16 protein-coding genes and 1 riboswitch are annotated in these 19,469 nt (G+C 71.7%); of the genes, 10 read left to right on the top strand and 6 right to left on the bottom strand.

Features of this window, described 5'->3' with window-relative positions; all coding sequences use genetic code 11:
* Nucleotides 1-40 precede the first annotated feature (40 nt).
* The 7 genes from frr to OIM89_RS06320 all read left to right on the top strand — a co-directional run bounded on the left by frr (nucleotide 41) and on the right by OIM89_RS06320 (nucleotide 8,475).
* On the top strand, nucleotides 41-598 hold the full coding sequence (gene frr / locus OIM89_RS06350; protein ID WP_003951140.1) for a ribosome recycling factor: 558 nt from the start codon (nucleotides 41-43) through the stop codon (nucleotides 596-598).
* Nucleotides 598-1,704: a phosphatidate cytidylyltransferase gene (locus OIM89_RS06345; RefSeq protein WP_226964474.1), complete on the top strand. Its 1,107-nt coding sequence runs from the start codon at nucleotides 598-600 to the stop codon at nucleotides 1,702-1,704. Before frr ends, OIM89_RS06345 begins: the two co-directional genes overlap by 1 nt.
* A gap of 448 nt (nucleotides 1,705-2,152) precedes the next feature.
* Nucleotides 2,153-3,265, top strand: coding sequence for a 23S rRNA (adenine(2503)-C(2))-methyltransferase RlmN (rlmN, locus tag OIM89_RS06340; RefSeq protein WP_003951142.1), 1,113 nt, complete (start codon nucleotides 2,153-2,155; stop codon nucleotides 3,263-3,265).
* Nucleotides 3,266-3,344: 79 nt separating this feature from the next.
* A riboswitch (TPP riboswitch) is annotated at nucleotides 3,345-3,467 on the top strand.
* Nucleotides 3,468-3,546: 79 nt separating this feature from the next.
* Nucleotides 3,547-4,629: a thiamine ABC transporter substrate binding subunit gene (locus OIM89_RS06335; protein ID WP_226964475.1), complete on the top strand. Its 1,083-nt coding sequence runs from the start codon at nucleotides 3,547-3,549 to the stop codon at nucleotides 4,627-4,629.
* Between the two features lie 188 nt (nucleotides 4,630-4,817).
* A complete protein-coding gene (locus OIM89_RS06330; RefSeq protein ID WP_195730292.1) occupies nucleotides 4,818-6,461 on the top strand; it encodes an ABC transporter permease in 1,644 nt (547 codons plus the stop codon).
* Nucleotides 6,461-7,567, top strand: coding sequence for an ABC transporter ATP-binding protein (locus OIM89_RS06325; RefSeq protein WP_175457969.1), 1,107 nt, complete (start codon nucleotides 6,461-6,463; stop codon nucleotides 7,565-7,567). The genes OIM89_RS06330 and OIM89_RS06325 overlap by 1 nt, the downstream gene beginning before the upstream one ends.
* A 101-nt stretch (nucleotides 7,568-7,668) precedes the next feature.
* Nucleotides 7,669-8,475: a maleylpyruvate isomerase family mycothiol-dependent enzyme gene (locus tag OIM89_RS06320; protein WP_195730290.1), complete on the top strand. Its 807-nt coding sequence runs from the start codon at nucleotides 7,669-7,671 to the stop codon at nucleotides 8,473-8,475.
* Nucleotides 8,476-8,640: 165 nt separating this feature from the next.
* Here the strand turns inward: OIM89_RS06320 and OIM89_RS06315 are convergent, their stop codons facing one another.
* The 3 genes from OIM89_RS06315 to OIM89_RS06305 all read right to left on the bottom strand — a co-directional run bounded on the left by OIM89_RS06315 (nucleotide 8,641) and on the right by OIM89_RS06305 (nucleotide 11,131).
* The gene (locus OIM89_RS06315) at nucleotides 8,641-9,051 is read right to left on the bottom strand and encodes a VOC family protein (protein WP_030698114.1); all 411 of its coding nucleotides are present in this window, start codon (nucleotides 9,049-9,051) and stop codon (nucleotides 8,641-8,643) included.
* A 191-nt stretch (nucleotides 9,052-9,242) separates the two neighbouring features.
* A complete protein-coding gene (locus tag OIM89_RS06310; RefSeq protein ID WP_195730289.1) occupies nucleotides 9,243-10,418 on the bottom strand; it encodes a hypothetical protein in 1,176 nt (391 codons plus the stop codon).
* Nucleotides 10,400-11,131: an ABC transporter ATP-binding protein gene (locus OIM89_RS06305; RefSeq protein WP_047470640.1), complete on the bottom strand. Its 732-nt coding sequence runs from the start codon at nucleotides 11,129-11,131 to the stop codon at nucleotides 10,400-10,402. The genes OIM89_RS06310 and OIM89_RS06305 overlap by 19 nt, the downstream gene beginning before the upstream one ends.
* 419 nt (nucleotides 11,132-11,550) lie before the next feature.
* Between OIM89_RS06305 and OIM89_RS06300 the strand changes: the two genes are divergently transcribed.
* Nucleotides 11,551-12,365 (top strand): IS5 family transposase gene (locus OIM89_RS06300; protein ID WP_374118795.1). Its coding sequence is split into 2 segments (ribosomal slippage): nucleotides 11,551-11,905 and nucleotides 11,905-12,365, totalling 816 coding nucleotides; the frame shifts between segments, so codons are not numbered across the junction.
* 376 nt (nucleotides 12,366-12,741) lie between these two features.
* Here the strand turns inward: OIM89_RS06300 and OIM89_RS06295 are convergent.
* Both OIM89_RS06295 and OIM89_RS06290 read right to left on the bottom strand, forming a co-directional pair.
* On the bottom strand, nucleotides 12,742-14,121 hold the full coding sequence (locus OIM89_RS06295; protein ID WP_047470642.1) for an aspartate aminotransferase family protein: 1,380 nt from the start codon (nucleotides 14,119-14,121) through the stop codon (nucleotides 12,742-12,744).
* Nucleotides 14,106-14,594 (bottom strand): Lrp/AsnC family transcriptional regulator, encoded by a 489-nt coding sequence (locus OIM89_RS06290; protein ID WP_003951151.1) that lies wholly within the window; start codon nucleotides 14,592-14,594, stop codon nucleotides 14,106-14,108. The genes OIM89_RS06295 and OIM89_RS06290 overlap by 16 nt, the downstream gene beginning before the upstream one ends.
* A 176-nt stretch (nucleotides 14,595-14,770) precedes the next feature.
* On the opposite strand from OIM89_RS06290, the gene OIM89_RS06285 reads away from it, so the two are divergent.
* A complete protein-coding gene (locus OIM89_RS06285) occupies nucleotides 14,771-16,216 on the top strand; it encodes a gamma-aminobutyraldehyde dehydrogenase (RefSeq protein WP_008409424.1) in 1,446 nt (481 codons plus the stop codon).
* 196 nt (nucleotides 16,217-16,412) lie between these two features.
* Here OIM89_RS06285 and OIM89_RS06280 read toward each other — a convergent pair whose 3' ends face one another.
* Nucleotides 16,413-17,729, bottom strand: coding sequence for a serine hydrolase domain-containing protein (locus OIM89_RS06280; protein ID WP_264491059.1), 1,317 nt, complete (start codon nucleotides 17,727-17,729; stop codon nucleotides 16,413-16,415).
* A 550-nt stretch (nucleotides 17,730-18,279) separates the two neighbouring features.
* On the opposite strand from OIM89_RS06280, the gene OIM89_RS06275 reads away from it, so the two are divergent.
* A complete protein-coding gene (locus tag OIM89_RS06275; protein ID WP_372588019.1) occupies nucleotides 18,280-19,374 on the top strand; it encodes a spermidine/putrescine ABC transporter substrate-binding protein in 1,095 nt (364 codons plus the stop codon).
* The last annotated feature ends 95 nt before the right edge of the window (nucleotides 19,375-19,469 follow it).

Raw genomic sequence — 19,469 nt, 5'->3', positions numbered from 1 at the left:
GGGGGTCCTCAGGCCAACTCAAGACACGCAGGAGCAAGTGGTGATCGAAGAGACCCTCCTCGAGGCCGAGGAGAAGATGGAAAAGGCCGTCGTGGTCGCCAAGGAGGACTTCGCCGCGATCCGCACCGGCCGTGCGCACCCGGCGATGTTCAACAAGATCGTGGCGGACTACTACGGTGCCCTCACGCCGATCAATCAGCTGGCGTCGTTCTCCGTGCCGGAGCCGCGCATGGCCGTCGTCACGCCGTTCGACTCGAGCGCGCTGCGCAACATCGAGCAGGCCATCCGCGACTCGGACCTCGGCGTCAACCCGAGCAACGACGGCCGCATCATCCGCGTGTCGTTCCCCGAGCTCACCGAGGAGCGGCGCCGCGAGTTCATCAAGGTCGCCAAGGGCAAGGCCGAGGACTCGAAGATCTCGATCCGCGCCGTGCGCCGCAAGGCCAAGGAGACCATTGACAAGCTGGTCAAGGACGGCGAGGTCGGTGAGGACGAGGGCCGCCGCGGCGAGAAGGAACTCGACGACACCACCGCCAAGTACGTGGCTCAGGTGGACGAGCTGCTCAAGCACAAGGAAGCCGAGCTGCTCGAAGTCTGATGAACGACTCCTCCTGGGGCGCACCGTCGCATGCCGGGTACGCGGGTCCATGGCCTACATCAGGCCAGGGACCCGTCCAGGGAGCCGCTACGGCGGGTCCCGCGTACGATGCCCATGAAGCCCAGCAGACTCGGCCCATGCCCATCGTGCCCGACATGCCGGACCTTCCCGCCGACGGCGGGAACTGGGCCGGTCCGTCGGACGGCGCCCGGCCGGGCGCACCGTTGTTCCGTGACGAAACGCCGCAGGAGCCCATGCCCGCCGCCACGCCGCCCCCCGCACCGCAGAAGAAGAGCGCGGGGCGGGACCTCGGTGCCGCAATAGGAGTCGGCGTCGGCCTCGGGGCGCTGGTCCTGGTGTCGCTGTTCGTCGTGAAGGAAGTCTTCGTCGGCGTCATAGCGGTGGCGGTCGTCGTCGGTCTGTGGGAGCTGACCACGCGGCTGGCCGAACGCAAGGGCATTCACGCGCCGCTCGTGCCCCTGGCGGCGGGCGGGGCGGGCATGGTCGTGGCCGGCTACGTCTGGGGCCCCGAAGGCGCCTGGGTCGCCATGGCGCTCACCGCACTCGCGGTGCTCGTGTGGCGGATGACGGCGCCCCCGGAGGGATACCTCAAGGACGTGACGGCGGGCGTCTTCGCGACGTTCTACGTGCCGTTCCTCGCGACGTTCGTCGCGCTCATGCTGACGGCGGACGACGGTGCTGAGCGGGTCATCACCTTCCTCATCCTGACCGTGGTCGCCGACACCGGTGCCTACGCCGTCGGCTGGCGCTTCGGCAAGCACAAGCTCGCCCCGCGGATCAGCCCCGGCAAGACCCGGGAAGGGCTGTTCGGGGCGGTGGGGGCGGCCATGGTCGCCGGAGCCCTGTGCATGCAGTTCCTGATCGACGGAGGGGCCTGGTGGCAGGGGCTGCTCCTGGGCCTGGCCGTCGCCGTCAGCGCGACGCTGGGTGACCTCGGCGAGTCGATGATCAAGCGGGACCTGGGCATCAAGGACATGGGCACGCTGCTCCCGGGGCACGGCGGCATCATGGACCGGCTGGACTCGCTGCTGCCGACGGCGCCGGTGGTCTGGGCGCTGCTGGTGCTCTTCGTGGGGTCCGGCTGATCGGGCGGGTACGTGGCTTGGAGCGGGGCGGTGCCTGGTGGCGTCGCCCCGCTTCGGTGTTCCCCGGGGTGTTTGTGGCGTTGGTACTGGGCTTGGCGGCGGGGTGTGCCGGCATGACGTGGTCGGTGGCCGTCGGTCATGGGGAGCGGCTTGCCCTTCGTGTCGGTGCCCCTGGGCGCGGTGCGCGAGTTCGGCCAGGGGCGTGCGGGGCGCTTCGGGCGCCCCGCACGCCGCCCCGTCACGCGGCGTTTCCGCAGGTCGCGCGCACCGTACGGGGCGCGCGCCGAGGGCTTGACGGCGGCGGGGCCGGTCCGTCCCGCACTCCGTTACCCTGGAAGAGCCCGCGCCGTCCAGCAGCGGGCCTTTTCCTGCCCCGCACCGTCGGACGATGCCGCGCCGCGTCTCCGCGGGTGCCCCGGCCTTCGCCGTCCTGAGGAGTTTTCCGCCCATGGCACCGCCCGCACCCGGAGTGCTCACCTTTGTCGCGCCCCGCGGAGCCAAGAAGCCGCCGCGGCACCTCGCCGACCTCACGCCCGCCGAGCGCAAGGAAGCCGTGGCCGCGATCGGCGAGAAGCCGTTCCGCGCCAAGCAGCTGTCGCAGCACTACTTCGCCCGTTACGCGCACGACCCCGCGGAGTGGACCGACATTCCCGCGGGTTCCCGCGAGAAGCTGCGCAGCGAGCTCCTGCCGGACCTCATGTCCGTCGTCCGCCACATCTCCTGCGACGACGACACCACCCGCAAGACCCTGTGGCGGCTGCACGACGGCACGCTGGTCGAGTCCGTGCTCATGCGCTACCCGGACCGGGTCACCATGTGCATCTCCTCGCAGGCCGGCTGCGGCATGAACTGCCCGTTCTGCGCCACGGGGCAGGCCGGGCTGGACCGCAATCTCTCGACCGCCGAGATCGTGCACCAGATCGTCGACGGGATGAGGGCGCTGCGGGACGGTGAGGTCCCCGGCGGCCCCGCGCGCCTGTCCAACATCGTCTTCATGGGTATGGGCGAGCCGCTCGCCAACTACAACCGCGTCACCGGTGCGATCAGGCGCCTCACCGACCCTGAGCCCGACGGCCTCGGGCTGTCCCAGCGCGGCATCACCGTCTCCACCGTCGGCCTGGTCCCCGCCATCCACCGGTTCGCCGACGAAGGCTTCAAGTGCCGCCTGGCGGTCTCTCTGCACGCCCCCGACGACGAGCTGCGCGACACGCTCGTCCCCGTCAACACCCGCTGGAAGGTCCGCGAGGTCCTCGACTCCGCGTGGGAGTACGCGGAGAAGTCGGGGCGCCGGGTCTCCATCGAGTACGCCCTGATCCGCGACATCAACGATCAGGCCTGGCGCGGTGACCTGCTCGGGCGCCTGCTGAAGAACAAGCGCGTGCACGTCAACCTGATCCCGCTCAACCCGACGCCGGGTTCCAAGTGGACCGCCTCGCGGCCCGAGGACGAGAAGGCGTTCGTGGAAGCCATCGCCTCGCACGGCGTGCCGGTCACGGTGCGGGACACCCGCGGCCAGGAGATCGACGGGGCCTGCGGGCAGCTCGCCGCCACGGAGCGCTGATCACTCCCCACCCCGCACGGGGCGGGGAGCCGTTCGAGTGCGGGGTGTGTGCGCGAGTATCCTGGCCACACACACATACATATTCCGACAGGGGAGCGCCACAGCGCTGAGAGTGCGGCACCACGTGATCCCACGTAAAGGCCGCAGACCCTCTGAACCTCGCCCGGGTCATTCCGGGTAGGAAGTTCGGACCACTCAAGCTGTTGCGCCTTGCCCTGGCGCCGGTCGCCGGTGCCGGGGCAAGGCCGCGTCTCTTCCTGGCATACCCAGGAGGAAATCCAGTGCCCATCGCACGCAACGCCGCCAGGACCGCGCTGGTGGCCTGTGCCGGCTTGTTCGCCGTGACGGCCTGCGGCTCCGGCGACGGCGCCGACGAAGCGCAGTCGAAGCAGGTCACCCTCGTCACGCACGACTCGTTCAACGTCTCCAAGGGCGTGCTCGCCGAGTTCAGGAAGAAGACCGGCTACACCGTGAAGGTGCTGAAGAGCGGTGACGCCGGACAGGCGGTCAACCAGGCCGTTCTCTCCAAGGGCAACCCGCAGGGCGACGTCCTGTTCGGCGTGGACAACACGCTGCTCTCCCGCGCCGTCGACAACGGCGTCTTCGCCCCGTACCAGGCGAAGGGGCTGGACCGCGTCCCGGCGGAGTACCAGCTCGACGGGGAGAAGCACCGGGTGACGCCGGTCGACACGGGCGACATCTGCGTCAACTACGACAAGAGCTACTTCGCCGACAAGAAGCTCGACCCGCCGCGCACCTTCGAGGACCTGGCCGACCCGAAGTACAAGAACCTCCTGGTCACCGAGAACGTCGCCACGTCCTCGCCGGGCCTCGGCTTCCTGCTCGGGACAGCCGCCGAGTTCGGCGACAAGGGCTGGCAGGACTACTGGAAGAAGCTCAAGGCCAACGGCGTGAAGGTCGTCGAAGGCTGGGAGCAGGCGTACAACGAGGAGTTCTCGGGGTCGGCCGTCGGCAAGAAGGCCGGGGGCGACCGGCCCCTCGTCGTCTCGTACGCGTCCAGCCCGCCCGTCGAGGTGCTGTACGCCGACCCGCAGCCCGATGAGGCGCCCACGGGGGTCCTGACCGACACCTGCTTCCGGCAGATCGAGTTCGCCGGGCTCCTCGACGGGGCGAAGAACCCCGAGGGCGGGAAGAAGCTGCTGGACTTCCTGATCGGCAAGACGTTCCAGGAGGACCTGCCGTTGCAGATGTTCGTCCGGCCCGTGGCCGACGACGCGAAGCTGCCGGAGCTCTTCACTGAGTTCGGCGCGGAGGCGGACCGGGCCCGGTCGCTCGAGCCGGAGAAGATCGCCGAGAACCGTGAGGCGTGGGTCAAGTCGTGGACCTCGCTCGTGGTGAAGTGACGGCGCGGCGCGCCGATCCCAGCCCCGCCCGCGGCGTGAGCGCGGCGGACGGGACCGGCGAGGCGCCCGGTACGGGGCACGACGCGAAGGCGCCGCGCGCTCCGCGACGGGGCCGTCCCACGCGGCCGCCCCGTCGCCCCGTCGTCGCAGGTGGCGCGCGCAGTGGGCACTGGGCGCGGGGGGCTCTGATGACCGTCCCCGTGGTCTTCTTCGGCATCTTCTTCGCGTACCCCGTCGCCGCCATCGTCGGCAGGGGGCTGCGGCAGGACGGGGCGTGGCAGTTCGGTGCGTCGCTGGGCGAGGTGCTGGGCGACCCGGACATCGGACAGGTGCTCTGGTTCACCCTCTGGCAGGCGCTCGCGTCGACGGGGCTGACCCTGGTCGTCGCCATGCCCGCGGCGTACGTGTTCGCGCGGCTGGAGTTCCCGGGCAAGAGCCTGCTGCGGGCCGTGGTGACGGTCCCGTTCGTCCTGCCCACCGTCGTCGTCGGGACGGCCTTCCTGGCGCTCCTCGGACGCGGCGGCCTGCTGGACGACCTGTGGGGTCTGCGCCTCGACACCACGGTGTGGGCCATCCTCCTTGCCCACGTCTTCTTCAACTACGCCGTCGTCGTCCGCACCGTCGGGGGCCTGTGGGCCCAGCTCGACCCGCGCCAGGAGGAAGCCGCCAGGATGCTCGGTGCCTCCCGGTTCCGGGCGTGGCGCACCGTCACGCTGCCCGCCCTCGGCCCTGCCGTGGCCGCGGCGGCGCTGATGGTCTTCCTGTTCACGTTCACCTCGTTCGGCGTCGTGCAGATTCTGGGCGGACCCGGCTTCGCCACGCTCGAAGTGGAGATCTACCGGCAGACCGCGCACCTGCTCGACCTGCCCACCGCCGCCGTCCTGACCCTGGTGCAGTTCGCCGCGGTCGGGGCCATCCTCGCCGTCCACGCGTGGACCGTGCGGCGCCGTGAGAGCGCCCTCAGCCTGGTCGACGCGGCGTACGCGGTGCGCCGCGTGCGGGGGACGGGGCAGCGCCTGCTGCTCGGGTTCGTCCTCGCGACCGTGGGCGTCCTGATCCTGCTGCCGCTCGGCGTTCTGGTGGAGCGGGCCCTCGACGCCCCGGGCGGGTACGGGCTGGGCTACTTCCGCGCCCTCATGTCGGCGGACGGCGGGGCTTTCCTCGTACCACCGATCGACGCCGTCGCCAACTCGCTCCAGTACGCCGCCGTGGCGACGCTCATCGCCCTGCTCGTCGGGGGACTCGCGGCCGCCGCGCTGACGCGGCGTGCGGGGCGGTTCACCAGGGGCTTCGACGCGCTGCTGATGCTCCCGCTGGGGGTGTCCGCGGTGACCGTCGGGTTCGGCTTCCTCATCGCTCTCGACCGGCCGCCGCTGGATCTGCGGGCCAGCTGGATTCTGGTGCCGCTGGCCCAGGCGCTCGTCGGGGTGCCGTTCGTGGTGCGGACCATGCTGCCCGTGCTGCGCGCGGTGGACAGCCGGCTGCGGGAGGCGGCGGCGGTGCTCGGTGCGTCGCCTTGGCGGGCCTGGCGGGAGGTGGACCTGCCGCTGGTGCGCAGGGCGCTGCTCGTCGCCGCGGGGTTCGCGTTCGCCGTGTCGCTCGGCGAGTTCGGGGCGACCGTCTTCATCGCGCGCCCCGACAACCCGACGCTGCCGGTCGCCGTGGCAAGGCTGCTCGGCCGCGCCGGTGACCTCAACTACGGACAGGCCATGGCCCTGTCCACGATCCTCATGATCGTCTGCGTCGTCTCCCTGCTGCTCCTGGAGCGGGTCCGCCCGCTGTCCCGCGGGGCGGGCACGGCCAGGGCGCTCGACCGAACCGGAGCATTCTGATGGCTGCCACACCAAGGCGTTCGGACGCGCCCCGTACGGCTGCGCAGGCGGAGCGGGACGCCGCCGCGTCCTCCGCCGCGCCACTGCTCGAGATCGACGCTGCCTCCGTGCGGTTCGCCGGCGCGGCGTACCCCGCGCTCGGTGCGGTCGACCTCCGGGTGGCGGCGGGCGAGATCGTCTGTGTCCTCGGGCCGAGCGGCAGCGGGAAGTCCACCCTGCTGCGCGCCGTGGCGGGGCTCCAGGCGCTCGACTCGGGGCGGGTACGGCTGGAGGGGCGGGACCAGGCGGGAGTCCCCGCGCACCGACGCGGCGTGGGGCTCATGTTCCAGGACCATCAGCTCTTCCCGCAGCGCGACGTCGGCGGCAACATCGCCTTCGGGCCCCGTATGCACGGGGCGACGCGCGAGGCGCAGCACGCGCGCGTGACGGAGCTGCTGCGACTGGTGGGCCTCCCCGGTGCCGCCGGGCGTGCCGTCAGCACGCTCTCCGGCGGTGAACAGCAGCGGGTCGCCCTGGCCCGCGCACTGGCGCCCAGTCCGCGCCTGCTCATGCTCGACGAGCCGCTCGGCCAGCTCGACCGGAGCCTGCGCGAGCGCCTCGTGGTCGAACTGCGGGAACTCTTCGGCGCGCTGGGGACGACGGTACTGGCGGTGACGCACGACCAGGGGGAGGCGTTCGCGCTGGCTGACCGCGTGGTGGTGATGCGGGAAGGGCGCATCGCTCAGTCCGGGACACCGCTGGAGGTGTGGCAGCGGCCCGCCGACGCCTTCGTGGCCCGGTTCCTCGGCTTCGACAACCTCGTCGTGGCCACGGTGGCGGACGGCGTCGCGGACACTCCCTGGGGCAAGTTGCCCGTACCGCCCGGTGCCCCGCACGGGGAGCGCGAAGTGCTGGTCAGGCCCACCGGCGTACGCCTCGTGGAGCCGGACCGGGGGCTTGCCTGCACCGTGGCCGCGCGGACCTTCCGGGGCACCCATGTCTCGCTCGCGCTGGACCCGGTGACGGGGCCCAGGCTGGAGGCGGCGTGCACCCTGCGGGAGGCGCCGGCGCCCGGGGCCGAGGTCGGCGCGACCTTCGACCCGGACGACGTGGTCGTCCTCGGCTGAGCCGGGCGGGCGGCGTGGCCGCCCCGTACGGCGCGGTACGGGGCGGGTACAGGGCGGGAAAAGCCAGTGACCGTCCTCGGAGCCGGGGCTACGCTCCGGCCATGACTCAGAGAGATCTCTCGTACGACCGGTACTGCGACGAGGTGACCGTGCAGACGGGACTGCTGCGGCAGGCGCTGGCCGGAGCCGCCGATCTCCAGGCGCGTGTCCCGACGTGCCCGGAGTGGACGCTGCGTGACCTTGCCGTGCACGTGGGCGGGGCCATCCGATGGATGAACGAGATCGTACGGACCCGCGCCTCGGCCGAAGTGCCGGACGAGGCGGTTCCCCAGTTCGCGGGGCCGCCGGTCGAAGACGGGCCCGAGGCGCTGGATGCGTGGCTGGCCGAGGGCGCCGAGTCGGCGGCGGAGGCGTTGAGGGAGGCTGGGCCGGGGCGCAAGATGTGGACCTGGTCCTGGGAGCAGAGTTCCAGCTTCTGGGCCCGGCGGCTCACGCAGGAGTTGCTGGTCCATCGCGCGGATGCCTGCATAGCGGCGGGAGTGCCGTTCGTGGCCGATGCCGAGCTGGCAGCGGACGCGGTCGACGAGTGGCTGGAGATCGTCGCGTACGTGCAGCGGGTCCAGCCGGCCGATCCCGCCGGAGAGCTGCGGGGCGGCGGACGCAGCCTGCACCTTCACGCGACGGACGCGGCGCCCGGCGTACCCGGGGAATGGCTCATCGAGCTCACGGACGACGGGTTCGCGGTGCGCCCGGAGCACACCGACGAGGCCACCGTGGAACTGCGCGGACCGATGACCGAGCTGATGCTCGCCTTCTACCGGCGCCTTCCCCTGAACAGTGACGAAATCGAGGTGCGCGGCGACCGCTCGTTCCTGGAGTTCTGGCTGGAGCGCGCCACCTTCGGATGAGGAGACGTGCCGGGGCGGCGTGGGCCCCGCTACGGGGCGCACGCGGGGCGGGCGAGCGCGTGCGTTGGTCGCCCCGTCACGCGAAGGGCGGGGGCGGCGAGTCGCCGCCCCCGCGCCCCTCAGGGCCGGCCGTGACCAGATCCGGTCGTGCGACCCGACGACTGCTCAGCCCTCGACGACCGAGGGGTCCATCCAGACGACCTCGAAGTGGTGGCCGTCCGGGTCGAAGAAGGCCCGGCCGTACATGAAGTCGCCCTGCTCCTGGGTCTCGCCGGCGGGGGCACCCCCGGAGGCGATCGCCTTGTCGACGAGCTCGTCGACCTTCTCTCTGCTTTCGGCGCTCAGCGCCAGGAGAGCCTCGACCGTCTGGGAGGAGTCGGCGATCTGCTTCTTGGTGAACTCGCCGAACCGCTCCTTCTTCATGATCATCAGGACGATGGTGTCGCTGATCACGACGGACGCGGTGCTGTCGTCGGAGAACTGCTCGTTGAGGGCGAAACCCAGCTCGGTGAAGAACTTCTTCGACCCTTCCAGGTCGTTCACCGCGAGGTTGACGAAGATCATCTGCTGGTACATGGCTGTCCCCACTGGTAGGCGGAGGGCGGCGTGGTCGCCGTCCTGCGGTGCAGGTGGCCCGGAGGTTTCCTGCGTTCATGGTGTTGGACCGGGGTCGGGGGCGGAACTCATCGCTGGTGGGTCGCCGTTTCTGCGCTCCGTGAGTTGTGTGGGCCGGGTGCGGCGTACGGAGCCGGCGGGGGCTGCGGGGCTCAGCCGCGTAGCGGCGCCGCAGCGAGGGTGGCCACCGCCCAGGTGAGCGGGACGAACACCACGATCAGCGTCACGGCGCGGAGCGCCGCCGCGCTGCGGAGCGCCGAGGCGGGGGCGCCCAGCCGCAGCAGCGCCGCGTTGGCCGTCGCGCGCGACCTCCTGGCCTCCACGCCTGCGCTGAGCAGGGTCGCGAGCGCGCATCCGGCCACGAGTACGCCGCCGAGCGCCGTCAGCGGTCCCGCGGGGGAGGTGCCGGTGCCCGCCCCGTAGAGCGTGGCGGAGGCGAGTGCGCCCGACGCGACGGCGCAGACCACGCCGAGGGGCCGGCCGATCCGGGTGGCCTCCTCCTGGAGGCCACGCCCGGCCAGCAGCCGTACCGCGCCCGGCTTCGCCGACTGCAGCACCCGGCCGCAGAGATGAGTGAGGCCAGGTCCTGCGAGCGCCAGGCCCAGTGCGGTGAGCAGCCAGCCGAGTACGCCGCCGAGCGCGCCCGACTCCACGCCGCCGGGCAGAGGCACGCCCGCGGCGTCCTCGCGCGGCGTACCGCCCGCCGCCCAGCTCTCCACGGCCAGCCCCGTCGCCAGCAGGGCGACGCCCCAGGGGAGCCCGGACGGTACGGGCAGCGGCGTGGCGGGCTCCGTACGCGGCGCCGTGGGGGCAGGCTGCCCCGCGCGGGGGCGCAGCGCCGCGGCGGTGGCGAGGGACGCAACGGCGGGGACGACCGCGAGCAGGGTCAGCGCGGCGGCCAGCGGCAGCGGCTGGTCCGCGGCGAGCATCTCGGCGGCCGCCCCGTCGAAGGGCAGCCCCGTCAGGTCGCCCCGCAGGTGCAGGAAGAACAGCAGCGCCACCACCGAGCCCAGCAGGCTGGACAGCGCGGTGGACGCCGCGGCGAGGCCCGCCAGGGCCGCGGGGCCCAGGCCGATGGAGGAAAGGCCCTCGCGGGGGCGCGTGGCGGGGTCGTTGCGGGCCATGGCGACGGCGAAGTACACCGTGGCGGTCAGCGGGACGACGCACCAGGCGAGCCGGAGCAGGGCGCCGCCCGCCCCGGGGTGCGCCAGGGCGTGGCTCAGGGCGCTCAGCATGAGAAAGCCCGTACCCGCCGACGCCGCGGCGACCAGGAGTCGGCCGCAGAGGACGAACGGGTGGGCGCCGCGGGTCAGACGGAGAGCGAGCACGCTGCCCGGCCTTCCTGCTCGGGGGCGTCGGACGCCTCGCCGTCGGCCCGGCCGTCGCTCAGCCGCACCGTGCGGTCGGCGACGGACGCGGTGTCCGCGTCGGAGGTGGCGATGACGACCGTGATGTCGTGGGAACGCGCCGCGGAGGTGAGGGTGCGCAGCGCGTGGGCCCGCTCGGGGCGGCGCAGCGCCACGGTGGGTTCGTCGGCGAGGATCACGGCGGGTTCCATGGCGATGGCCCGGGCGACGCAGACCTGCTGGCGCTGCGCGTACGCCAGGGCGTGCGGGCGTTTCCGCGCCAGCGGGCCGAGGTCGAACCGGTCGAGCCACTCCATCGCGGCGGCCTTCGCGGAACGTCGCGGCGTACCGCGCAGCAGCAGGGGGAGCGCGGCGTTCTCCCAGGCGCTCAACTCCGGAACCAGGTGGGGTTCCGAGTCGATCCACCCCAGGTGCTCGCGGCGGAACTGCTCCCGCTGCGAGGGGGTGAGGCTGTGGACCGGCATCTCGTCGAACCAGATCTCCCCCGTGTCGGGGACGAGCTGGCCCGAGAGGCAGTGCAGCAGCGTGGTCTTGCCGCCGGCCCGGGGCCCCGTGACCGCGAGGATCTCGCCCGCGCGGACTCCGAGGGTGACGTCCGTGAGGACGGGGGAGCCGTGATGCGCGTGGTGCAGGCCGACGGCCCGCAGCAGGTCGTTGTCGGGTGGGGCCGCCATGGTGACACCTCGGTTCCGTGAGCACGGTGCGGCCGGCTCGACTCCGCAGGCCCACGGGGCGGGGCAGGCGCGGGGCACGGGGCGGTCGCCCTACGGAAGGGAACCTAGGGACGCGCGCGGGGCCCGTCGCACCCACACGGCCCGATGCCGCACGTTCTCACTCGAACGGGTGACGCCGGGCCGTCGGGGGTGCGGGGGGTGAGGGCTCGCCGTATCGGTGGCGGACGGGGCGGGCCCGGTACGGCGGGGCGGTGGGCTGGGTGGGGCAGTGGTGATGGGGCGAGTGCGGCGTTTCACGGTCTGCGTGACGGCGCATGATGCTGTAAGGGAATTCGGGGCTCGGTGCCCCTTAGAACTCCTAACGAAATGATCTTCGAGGTGGTTGGATCGCTCCGGGAGTGTTGATCTGGAGGTGTGCGGTGGCGCGGCCGAAGCCGTGGGACGTCGACGATGAGTTGTGGGCGCTGATCGAGCCGCTGTTGCCCAGGGTCGAACGCCGGGTCCGGCATCCGGGGCGCAAGCAGCATCCGGATCGGTTGGTGTTCCAGGGCATTCTGTTCGTGCTGCACACCGGCATCGCCTGGGAGCACCTGCCGCAGGAACTCGGCTTCGGCTCGGGCATGACGTGCTGGCGTCGGCTGGCGGAGTGGACCGAGGCCGGAGTGTGGCCCCGGCTGCACGAGGTCCTCCTGGCCGAACTACGGAGCGCAAACGCCCTGGACTTCTCCCGAGCGGCGGTCGACGGCTCCCACATCCGCGCGCTAAAAGGGGGTCCAAGACGGGACGAAGTCCTGTCGACCGGGGCAGGGCGGGCAGCAAACACCACCTGATCACCGACGCCACCGGCATACCGCTCGCCGCCACCTTGACCGGCGGCAACCGCAACGACGTCACCCAGCTCATCCCGCTGCTGCAGGCCGTGCCGCCGGTGCGGGGCAAGCGCGGCCGGCCCCGACGCCGCCCGGAGGCGGTGCTGGGTGACCGCGGCTACGACCACGACAAGTACCGCCGCCTGGTCTGGGATCTCGGCGTGAAGCCGGTGATCGCTCGGCGCGGCGCCGAGCACGGCTCCGGTCTCGGCACCCAGCGCTGGGTCGTAGAGCGCGCCTTCGCCCACCTGCACTGGTTCCGCCGCCTGCGCATCCGCTGGGAGATCCGCGACGACATCCACGAAGCCTTCCTCACGCTCGGATGCGCACTCATCTGCTGGCGACGCCTGAAGTCATTCCGTTAGGAGTTCTTACTGCGCCGCGCCGGCGGTAAGGGGTGACGGGGGCGGGGGTGCCCAGTACCTGGAATCCCGTAGCCGTGTGCCTCGTGGTGCAAGGCGTATTTGCCGTGCGTGCCCAGCGCCGCGCCCCGGGGAGCCTGCCAAGCGTGCCGCAGTAAGGGGCAGCGCCGCGGAGCGCCCTCGTACTCTGGCCCCGCACAGCGCCCCGTGCCAGCAACGACGCTTCAACGGGCGGTCCCTCGTGCGCCGCGCGCTCCGTACGGCGCCGCACGCCGCGCGCCCCGTACGCCGCCCGCGCCGTCCAGTAAGGTGCCACGCCGTGCAGTGCCCCCTACGTCCCCAGGCCCGTCGCCTTCTCCACGACGCAGACTCGCCCCCGTCAGAGCTTCGTCCAAGCCTCCGTCAGCACGGTGCGCAGGATGCCCTCGATCTCGTCGAACGTCGACTGGTCGGAGATCAGCGGCGGGGCCAGCTGGATGACCGGGTCGCCGCGGTCGTCGGCGCGGCAGTAGAGGCCGTTGTCGAAGAGGGCCTTGGAGAGGAAGCCGTAGAGGACGCGTTCCGTCTCCTCCTCGGTGAAGGTCTCCTTGGTGGCCTTGTCCTTGACGAGTTCGATGCCGTAGAAGAAGCCGTTGCCGCGGACGTCGCCGACGATGGGCAGGTCGTGGAGCTTCTGGAGGGTGGCGAAGAAGGTGCCCTCGTTGTCGAGGACGTGCTGGTTGAGGCCCTCGCGGTCGAAGATGTCGAGGTTGGCCAGGGCGACCGCGGACGAGACCGGGTGGCCGCCGAAGGTGTAGCCGTGCAGGAAGGTGTTGTCGCCCTGGTAGAAGGGCTCCGCGAGGCGGTCGGAGATGATGCAGGCGCCGATCGGGGAGTAGCCCGAGGTCATGCCCTTGGCGCAGGTGATCATGTCCGGGACGTAGCCGAACTTGTCGCAGGCGAAGGTGGTTCCGAGCCGGCCGAAGGCGCAGATGACCTCGTCGGAGACGAGCAGCACGTCGTACTGGTCGCAGATCTCGCGGACGCGCTGGAAGTAGCCGGGCGGCGGCGGGAAGCAGCCGCCGGCGTTCTGCACCGGCTCCAGGAAGACGGCGGCGACGGTCTCGGGGCCCTCGAAGAGGATCTGCTGCTCGATCTGGTCGGCGGCCCAGCGGCCGAACGCCTCGGGGTCGTCGCCGAAGAGCGGCGCGCGGTAGATGTTGGTGTTGGGCACCTTGTGCGCACCCGGCACCAGCGGCTCGAACGGGGCCTTGAGGGCGGGCAGTCCGGTGATGGAGAGCGCCCCCTGCGGCGTGCCGTGGTAGGCGACGGCGCGGGAGATGACCTTGTGCTTGGTCGGCTTGCCGGTCAGCTTGAAGTACTGCTTCGCCAGCTTCCAGGCCGTCTCGACCGCCTCGCCGCCGCCGGTGGTGAAGAAGACCTTGTTCAGGTCGCCGGGTGCCTCGTGGGCCAGCCGCTCGGCGAGTTCGACCGCCTTCGGGTGGGCGTACGACCAGATGGGGAAGAAGGCCAGGTCCTGTGCCTGCTTGGAGGCCGCCTCGGCCAGTTCGGTGCGGCCGTGTCCGGCCTGCACGACGAAGAGGCCCGCCAGTCCGTCCAGGTACCGCCGCCCCTGGTCGTCGAAGATGTAGGTGCCCTCACCCCGCACGATGGTGGGAACGGGCGCGCTCTCGTACGACGACATGCGCGTGAAGTGCATCCACAGGTGGTCGTACGCGGTTCGGCTGAGGTCCTTGCTCACGGCTATCGGGTTCCCCACATGTAGGTCTGCTTCTTGAGCTTCAGGTAGACGAAGCTCTCGGTGGAGCGCACGCCGGGGAGGGCCCGGATGCGTTTGTTGATCGTCTCCAGCAGGTGGTCGTCGTCCTCGCAGACGATCTCCACCATCAGGTCGAAGGAGCCCGCGGTCATCACCACGTACTCGCACTCGGCCATGGCCGACAGCGCCTCGGCCACCGGATCGAGGTCGCCCTCGACGTTGATGCCGACCATCGCCTGGCGGCGCAGTCCCACGGTGAGCGGGTCGGTCACCGCGACGATCTGCATCACGCCCTGGTCCAGCAGTTTCTGGACGCGCTGGCGCACGGCCGCCTCGGAGAGGCCGACCGCCTTGCCGATCGCGGCGTAGGGGCGGCGCCCGTCCTCCTGGAGCTGCTCGATGATTGCCAGGGAGACGGCGTCGACGGACGACGAACCGCTCCCGTTCCTGGAGTCTGCGCTTCGACTGGCCACAGCCTCACTGTGCACGAGGTCTCGTCGGTTTCGCAAGGCTGTACCGATGTAATTCGTTGTCGTGGCGTCGCTGGGGTACCGATTTCGCAGATACTGAGGGTTGCCTATGTTGAAAACGTCGGCGCACGGATTAGGGTGGGTGTCTCATCCACTGGACATCCGACAGGAGGCCGGCAGTGACCGAGCTGGGACAGGCGCGCAAGCTGCGCAACTACATTGCCGGGGAGTTCAAGGACGCCGCCGACGGGCGGACGACCGAGATCATCAACCCCGCCACGGGTGAGGTCTACGCCACCGCGCCGCTCTCCGGCCAGGCCGACGTCGACGCCGCCATGGAGGCCGCCGCGGCCGCCTTCCCCGCCTGGCGCGACACCACCCCCGCCGAACGGCAGCGCGCCCTGCTGAAGATCGCCGACGCCTTCGAGGAGCGCGCCGAGGAGCTGATCGCCGCGGAGTCGGAGAACACCGGCAAGCCGCTGGGCCTGACCCGGAGCGAGGAAATCCCTCCGATGGTCGACCAGATCCGGTTCTTCGCGGGTGCGGCGCGGATGCTCGAAGGCCGTTCCGCCGGCGAGTACATGGAGGGGCTCACCTCCTTCGTACGCCGCGAGCCGATCGGCGTCTGCGCGCAGGTCGCCCCGTGGAACTACCCGATGATGATGGGCGTCTGGAAGTTCGCCCCGGCGCTGGCCGCGGGCAACACCGTCGTCCTCAAGCCCTCCGACACCACCCCGGCGTCGACCGTGCTGATGGCCGAGATCATCGGGTCGATCGTGCCCAAGGGCGTCTTCAACGTCATCTGCGGTGACCGTGACACCGGCCGCGCGATGGTCGAGCACCCCACCCCCGCGATGGCCTCCATCACCGGCTCCGTGCGCGCCGGCATGCAGGTGGCCGAGTCCGCGGCCAAGGACCTCAAGCGGGTCCACCTGGAGCTGGGCGGCAAGGCGCCGGTCCTCGTCTTCCAGGACGCCGACATCGCCGCGGCCGCCGCGGGCATCAGCGAGGCCGGCTTCTTCAACGCCGGCCAGGACTGCACCGCCGCCACCCGCGTCCTGGTCCACGAGTCGGTCCACGACGACTTCGTCACCGCGCTCGCCAAGGCCGCGGCCGACACCAAGACCGGGCAGCCCGACGACGAGGACGTCCTCTACGGCCCCCTCAACAACGCCGACCAGCTCGCCAAGGTCTCCGGCTTCATCGACCGCCTCCCCGCCCACGCCAAGGTCGAGGCGGGCGGCCACCGGGTCGGCGACAAGGGTTACTTCTACGCCCCGACCGTGGTCAGCGGCCTGAAGCAGGACGACGAGATCATCCAGAACGAGGTCTTCGGCCCCGTCATCACCGTCCAGTCCTTCACCGACGAGGACCAGGCCCTCGCGTACGCCAACGGTGTCGAGTACGCCCTCGCCTCCTCGGTGTGGACCAAGGACCACGGCCGGGCCATGCGCCTCTCGCGCCATCTCGACTTCGGCTGCGTGTGGATCAACACCCACATCCCGCTCGTCGCCGAGATGCCGCACGGCGGATTCAAGAAGTCCGGTTACGGCAAGGACCTGTCCGCGTACGGCTTCGACGACTACACACGCGTCAAGCACGTGATGACGTCGCTGGAGAGCTGAGCTCCGCGAAGCGGCCACCGACGCGCCCCGGCGCCGCCCCGTTCACGGGGCGGCGCCGGGGCGCGTTCCCGGGGCGCTGCGGTGCGGCGTTTGCGCAGGTACGGGGCGGCGTACGGGGTGGGCGGCGGCGCGCGGTGCCACAGGGCGTACGGGGCGGACCGGCCGCCCCGTCGCGCGCCGCGCGGGGGCGCTCCGCTCAGCCGAACGCCGGGATGCCGAACCGTGCCGCGACGGGGCCGCCCGACTCCTTCGCCGTGGTGCCCGTGACCCCGTAGACGACGGTGCGGGACAGGTCCCGGGTGGCGGCGATCCCGGCGTTGTAGCCGGGACGGGCGCCGCTCTTGCCCCACACGACCTTGCCGTCACCGAGGTCGAACCGCTCCAGGCCGGCGCTCATCGTGGCCCCGTCGATGTCCGGCACGGTGAACATCTCCTCCAGCTGGGTCCGGGGCACCGCCGCGCCCGTGAACACGCCGACCAGGAGGCGTTTGAGGTCGGCCGGGGAGGAGACGAGGTCGCCCGCCGCCCAGCGGTCGGTCATCCGCCACCGGGTGACGTCCACGTGGACGCCGTCCACCAGTTGGTAGCCGCGGTTGTGCGCGCCCCGGATGCCCACCTCGTCGCCGGGGAAGTAACTGGCGCGCATCCCGAGGGGGCCCAGCACCCTCCGGGTGGCCTCTGCCTCGAAGGGGCGCCCCGTGACCTTCTCGACGATCAGTGCGAGCAGGGTGTAGTTGATGTTCAGGTACTGCTGCCGCTCGCCCGGGGCGAAGGCGGGGCCCTTGGCGACAGCGGTGCGGACCACCTCTGCCACGGGGAGCCGGTCGAAACGGTGCGCGTACTGCTCCTCCCACGGTCCGTTGAGGCCGGCGCCGGCCTGGATGCCGCTGGTGTGGTTGAGCAGGTTCCGTACCGTGACCGGATGCGTGAAGGCGTCCGTCAGCAGGCCGGGGAAAAGTTCCTGGACGGTGCTGTCGAGGCTCAGCCGGTCCTCGGCGGCGAGTTGCAGGACGACAGAGGCGTTCACGACCTTGGTCACCGAACCGGCGCGGATGCGTCCGTCGGCCAGGGCCTCCCGTCCGCTCCGGATGTCGCGGACGCCTGCGGAGCCCTCGAACCGTCCGTCCCTCCCTCCCGCGAGCACCACGGCCGCGGTCGCCTCGTCGTCCGGCAGTCCGGCGAGTGCGGCGCGCAGTGCCTCGGAGCGCGGGTGGTCGTCCCGGGTGACGATGGGCGCCGCGGCGGGCGACTGCGCGTGGGCGGATACGGAGCGGGGCGCCGCTGCGGGGGCGTTGGCGGCTGCGGGGAGGGCGGCCGTGCCGAGCAGCGTGAGCGTCGTGACGGCGCAGAGCGCTGCCCCGAACGGCGCGGCGGTGCGGCGTGCGGGGCGACGGGGCGGTACGGGGCGTGGCGGTCTCGGTGGTGCGACGGTGCATGGTGGATTCTCCTCGGAGGCCGGGTGGACGCGACGGCCCTGCCCAGCGCGGCGCCGTCCTGGAGGTGGAAGCGGCAACTGCGTGGGTGGGGCGTGGACATGACCATCCTGCTGAGCGCGGGCGCGACGGGGATCATCACTGGGGACGGGGCCGCGCCCGGAGATTCGCGTTCCCGAGGGCCTGTGAGGGTCAAGGTGGCGGGAGGGTTCATCCCTAAGGGGGGTCGTGACCGGGGGCGTGGGGTCCGGTTCACGGGGCGGGGCACGGAGTCGCGTTTCGGGGGGCGGGCCGCACCGTGGCGAGCGCGCCCCGTACGGGGCGTCTACGGGGCGCGCGACCAGGTGTTTTGCGGTCGGGGCGGTGTGCACGGGGCGCGCCCCGTGGCGGCGTCCGTACGTGCGACGCAGCACCGCCGCGCGAAGCGAGGGCGCACGTCGGGCGGCCCGTGCCATGAGCAGGACGCGTCTCTTCGGGGCCCGGCGGTGGACGGAACGTCCATTGCCCGCGCCCGGGCCCCGACGCCATCCTGCGCTGGTGCGAACGAACCTGAGGAACTCTCCGACCCGTCGTTCCCTGCTCGGCGCTCTCGGCTCCGTGGCCGCCGGCGCGGCTCTCACCTCCTGCGGCGTGCCCGCCGCCTACGTGGCCCCGGAAGGCCGCGCGCGACGCGACGACTCCGCCCGGGACAAGACCTTGCACTTCGCCAACTGGCCGCTCTACATCGACACCTCCGAGGACCGGCCGACGCGTCGTCCCACACTCGACGCGTTCACCGGCAGGACCGGTATCGCCGTCACCTACACGGAGGAGATCAACGACAACGACGAGTTCTTCGGCAAGGTGAGCCCCTCGCTGATGAACCACCAGGAGACCGGACGGGATCTCGTGGTTATCAGTGACTGGATGTGCGCCCGGTTCGTCCGGCTCGGCTGGGTCCAGGAGATGGACCGCACGCGACAGCCCCACGTGGCCCGCCACCTCGACCCGTTGCTGCGCACCCCTCACTTCGACGAGGGACGCAGGTTCTCTGTGCCGTGGCAGTCGGGCATCACCGGCATCGCGTACAACCGGCGACGGCTGGGACGGGAGATTCGGCGCGTCTCCGACCTGTGGTCCGACGACCTTCGGGGCCGGGTCACGCTGCTCTCCGGGATGGACGAGGCGTTCGCGCTCCTTCTGCAGGGGGACGGCGTCGACATCGCGCGCTGGACCGCCGACGACTTCCACCGGATGTGCGATCGCGTGGAGAGGCTGGTCCGGGCCGGGCACATCAGGCGGTTCACCGGCAACGACTACATCAAGGACCTGGCCGCCGGTGACGTGCTGGCGTGCCAGGCGTACAGCGGTGACGTGATCCAGCTCCAGAACGACGATCCGGACATCGAGTTCGTGGTCCCGGAGGAGGGCGCCGAACTCTGGGCCGAGTCGCTGATGATCCCCAACCTCGCCCGCCACAAGGCCAACGCCGAGCTCCTCGTCGACCACTACTACCGCCCCGAGGTGGCGGCGGAGCTGGCCGGCTGGGTCAACTACGTGTGCCCCGTACCCGCCGCCCGCGACGTCCTCGCCTCGTCCCGTGACGCGGAGACCGCTGCGCTCGCCGAGGACCCGCTCATCTTCCCGGACGACGCGATGCGCCGACGGCTCACGATCGCCCGGGACATCACGTCCGTGGAGCGCAGGGAGTTCGGGAAGCGGTGGAACGCGCTCGCCGGATTGTGAGGCGTCGGGGGCGCCGGCGATCTGCTCGGGGCGGGTCTGACGGGGCGGCCACGGGGCTGTCGCGGGGGCACTCACGGGGCGCTCGCCGCAGCGTA

It is taken from the genome of Streptomyces sp. BI87 (assembly GCF_025957665.1).
In the GTDB taxonomy this organism is placed as follows: Bacteria; Actinomycetota; Actinomycetes; order Streptomycetales; family Streptomycetaceae; genus Streptomyces; species Streptomyces albidoflavus.
Note: the sequence above shows the minus strand (reverse complement) of the source record. Positions and strands in the feature narration are given on the sequence as shown.

What these genes read in the sequence shown, in the direction of transcription:
- rlmN (WP_003951142.1), top strand. Translation starts at nt 2,153, where the DNA reads ATGGCACCGCCCGCACCCGGAGTGCTCACCTTTGTCGCGCCCCGCGGA.
- OIM89_RS06330 (WP_195730292.1), top strand. Translation starts at nt 4,818, where the DNA reads ATGACCGTCCCCGTGGTCTTCTTCGGCATCTTCTTCGCGTACCCCGTC.
- OIM89_RS06345 (WP_226964474.1), top strand. Translation starts at nt 598, where the DNA reads ATGAACGACTCCTCCTGGGGCGCACCGTCGCATGCCGGGTACGCGGGT.
- OIM89_RS06320 (WP_195730290.1), top strand. Translation starts at nt 7,669, where the DNA reads ATGACTCAGAGAGATCTCTCGTACGACCGGTACTGCGACGAGGTGACC.
- OIM89_RS06305 (WP_047470640.1), bottom strand. Translation starts at nt 11,131, where the DNA reads ATGGCGGCCCCACCCGACAACGACCTGCTGCGGGCCGTCGGCCTGCAC.
- OIM89_RS06315 (WP_030698114.1), bottom strand. Translation starts at nt 9,051, where the DNA reads ATGTACCAGCAGATGATCTTCGTCAACCTCGCGGTGAACGACCTGGAA.
- OIM89_RS06325 (WP_175457969.1), top strand. Translation starts at nt 6,461, where the DNA reads ATGGCTGCCACACCAAGGCGTTCGGACGCGCCCCGTACGGCTGCGCAG.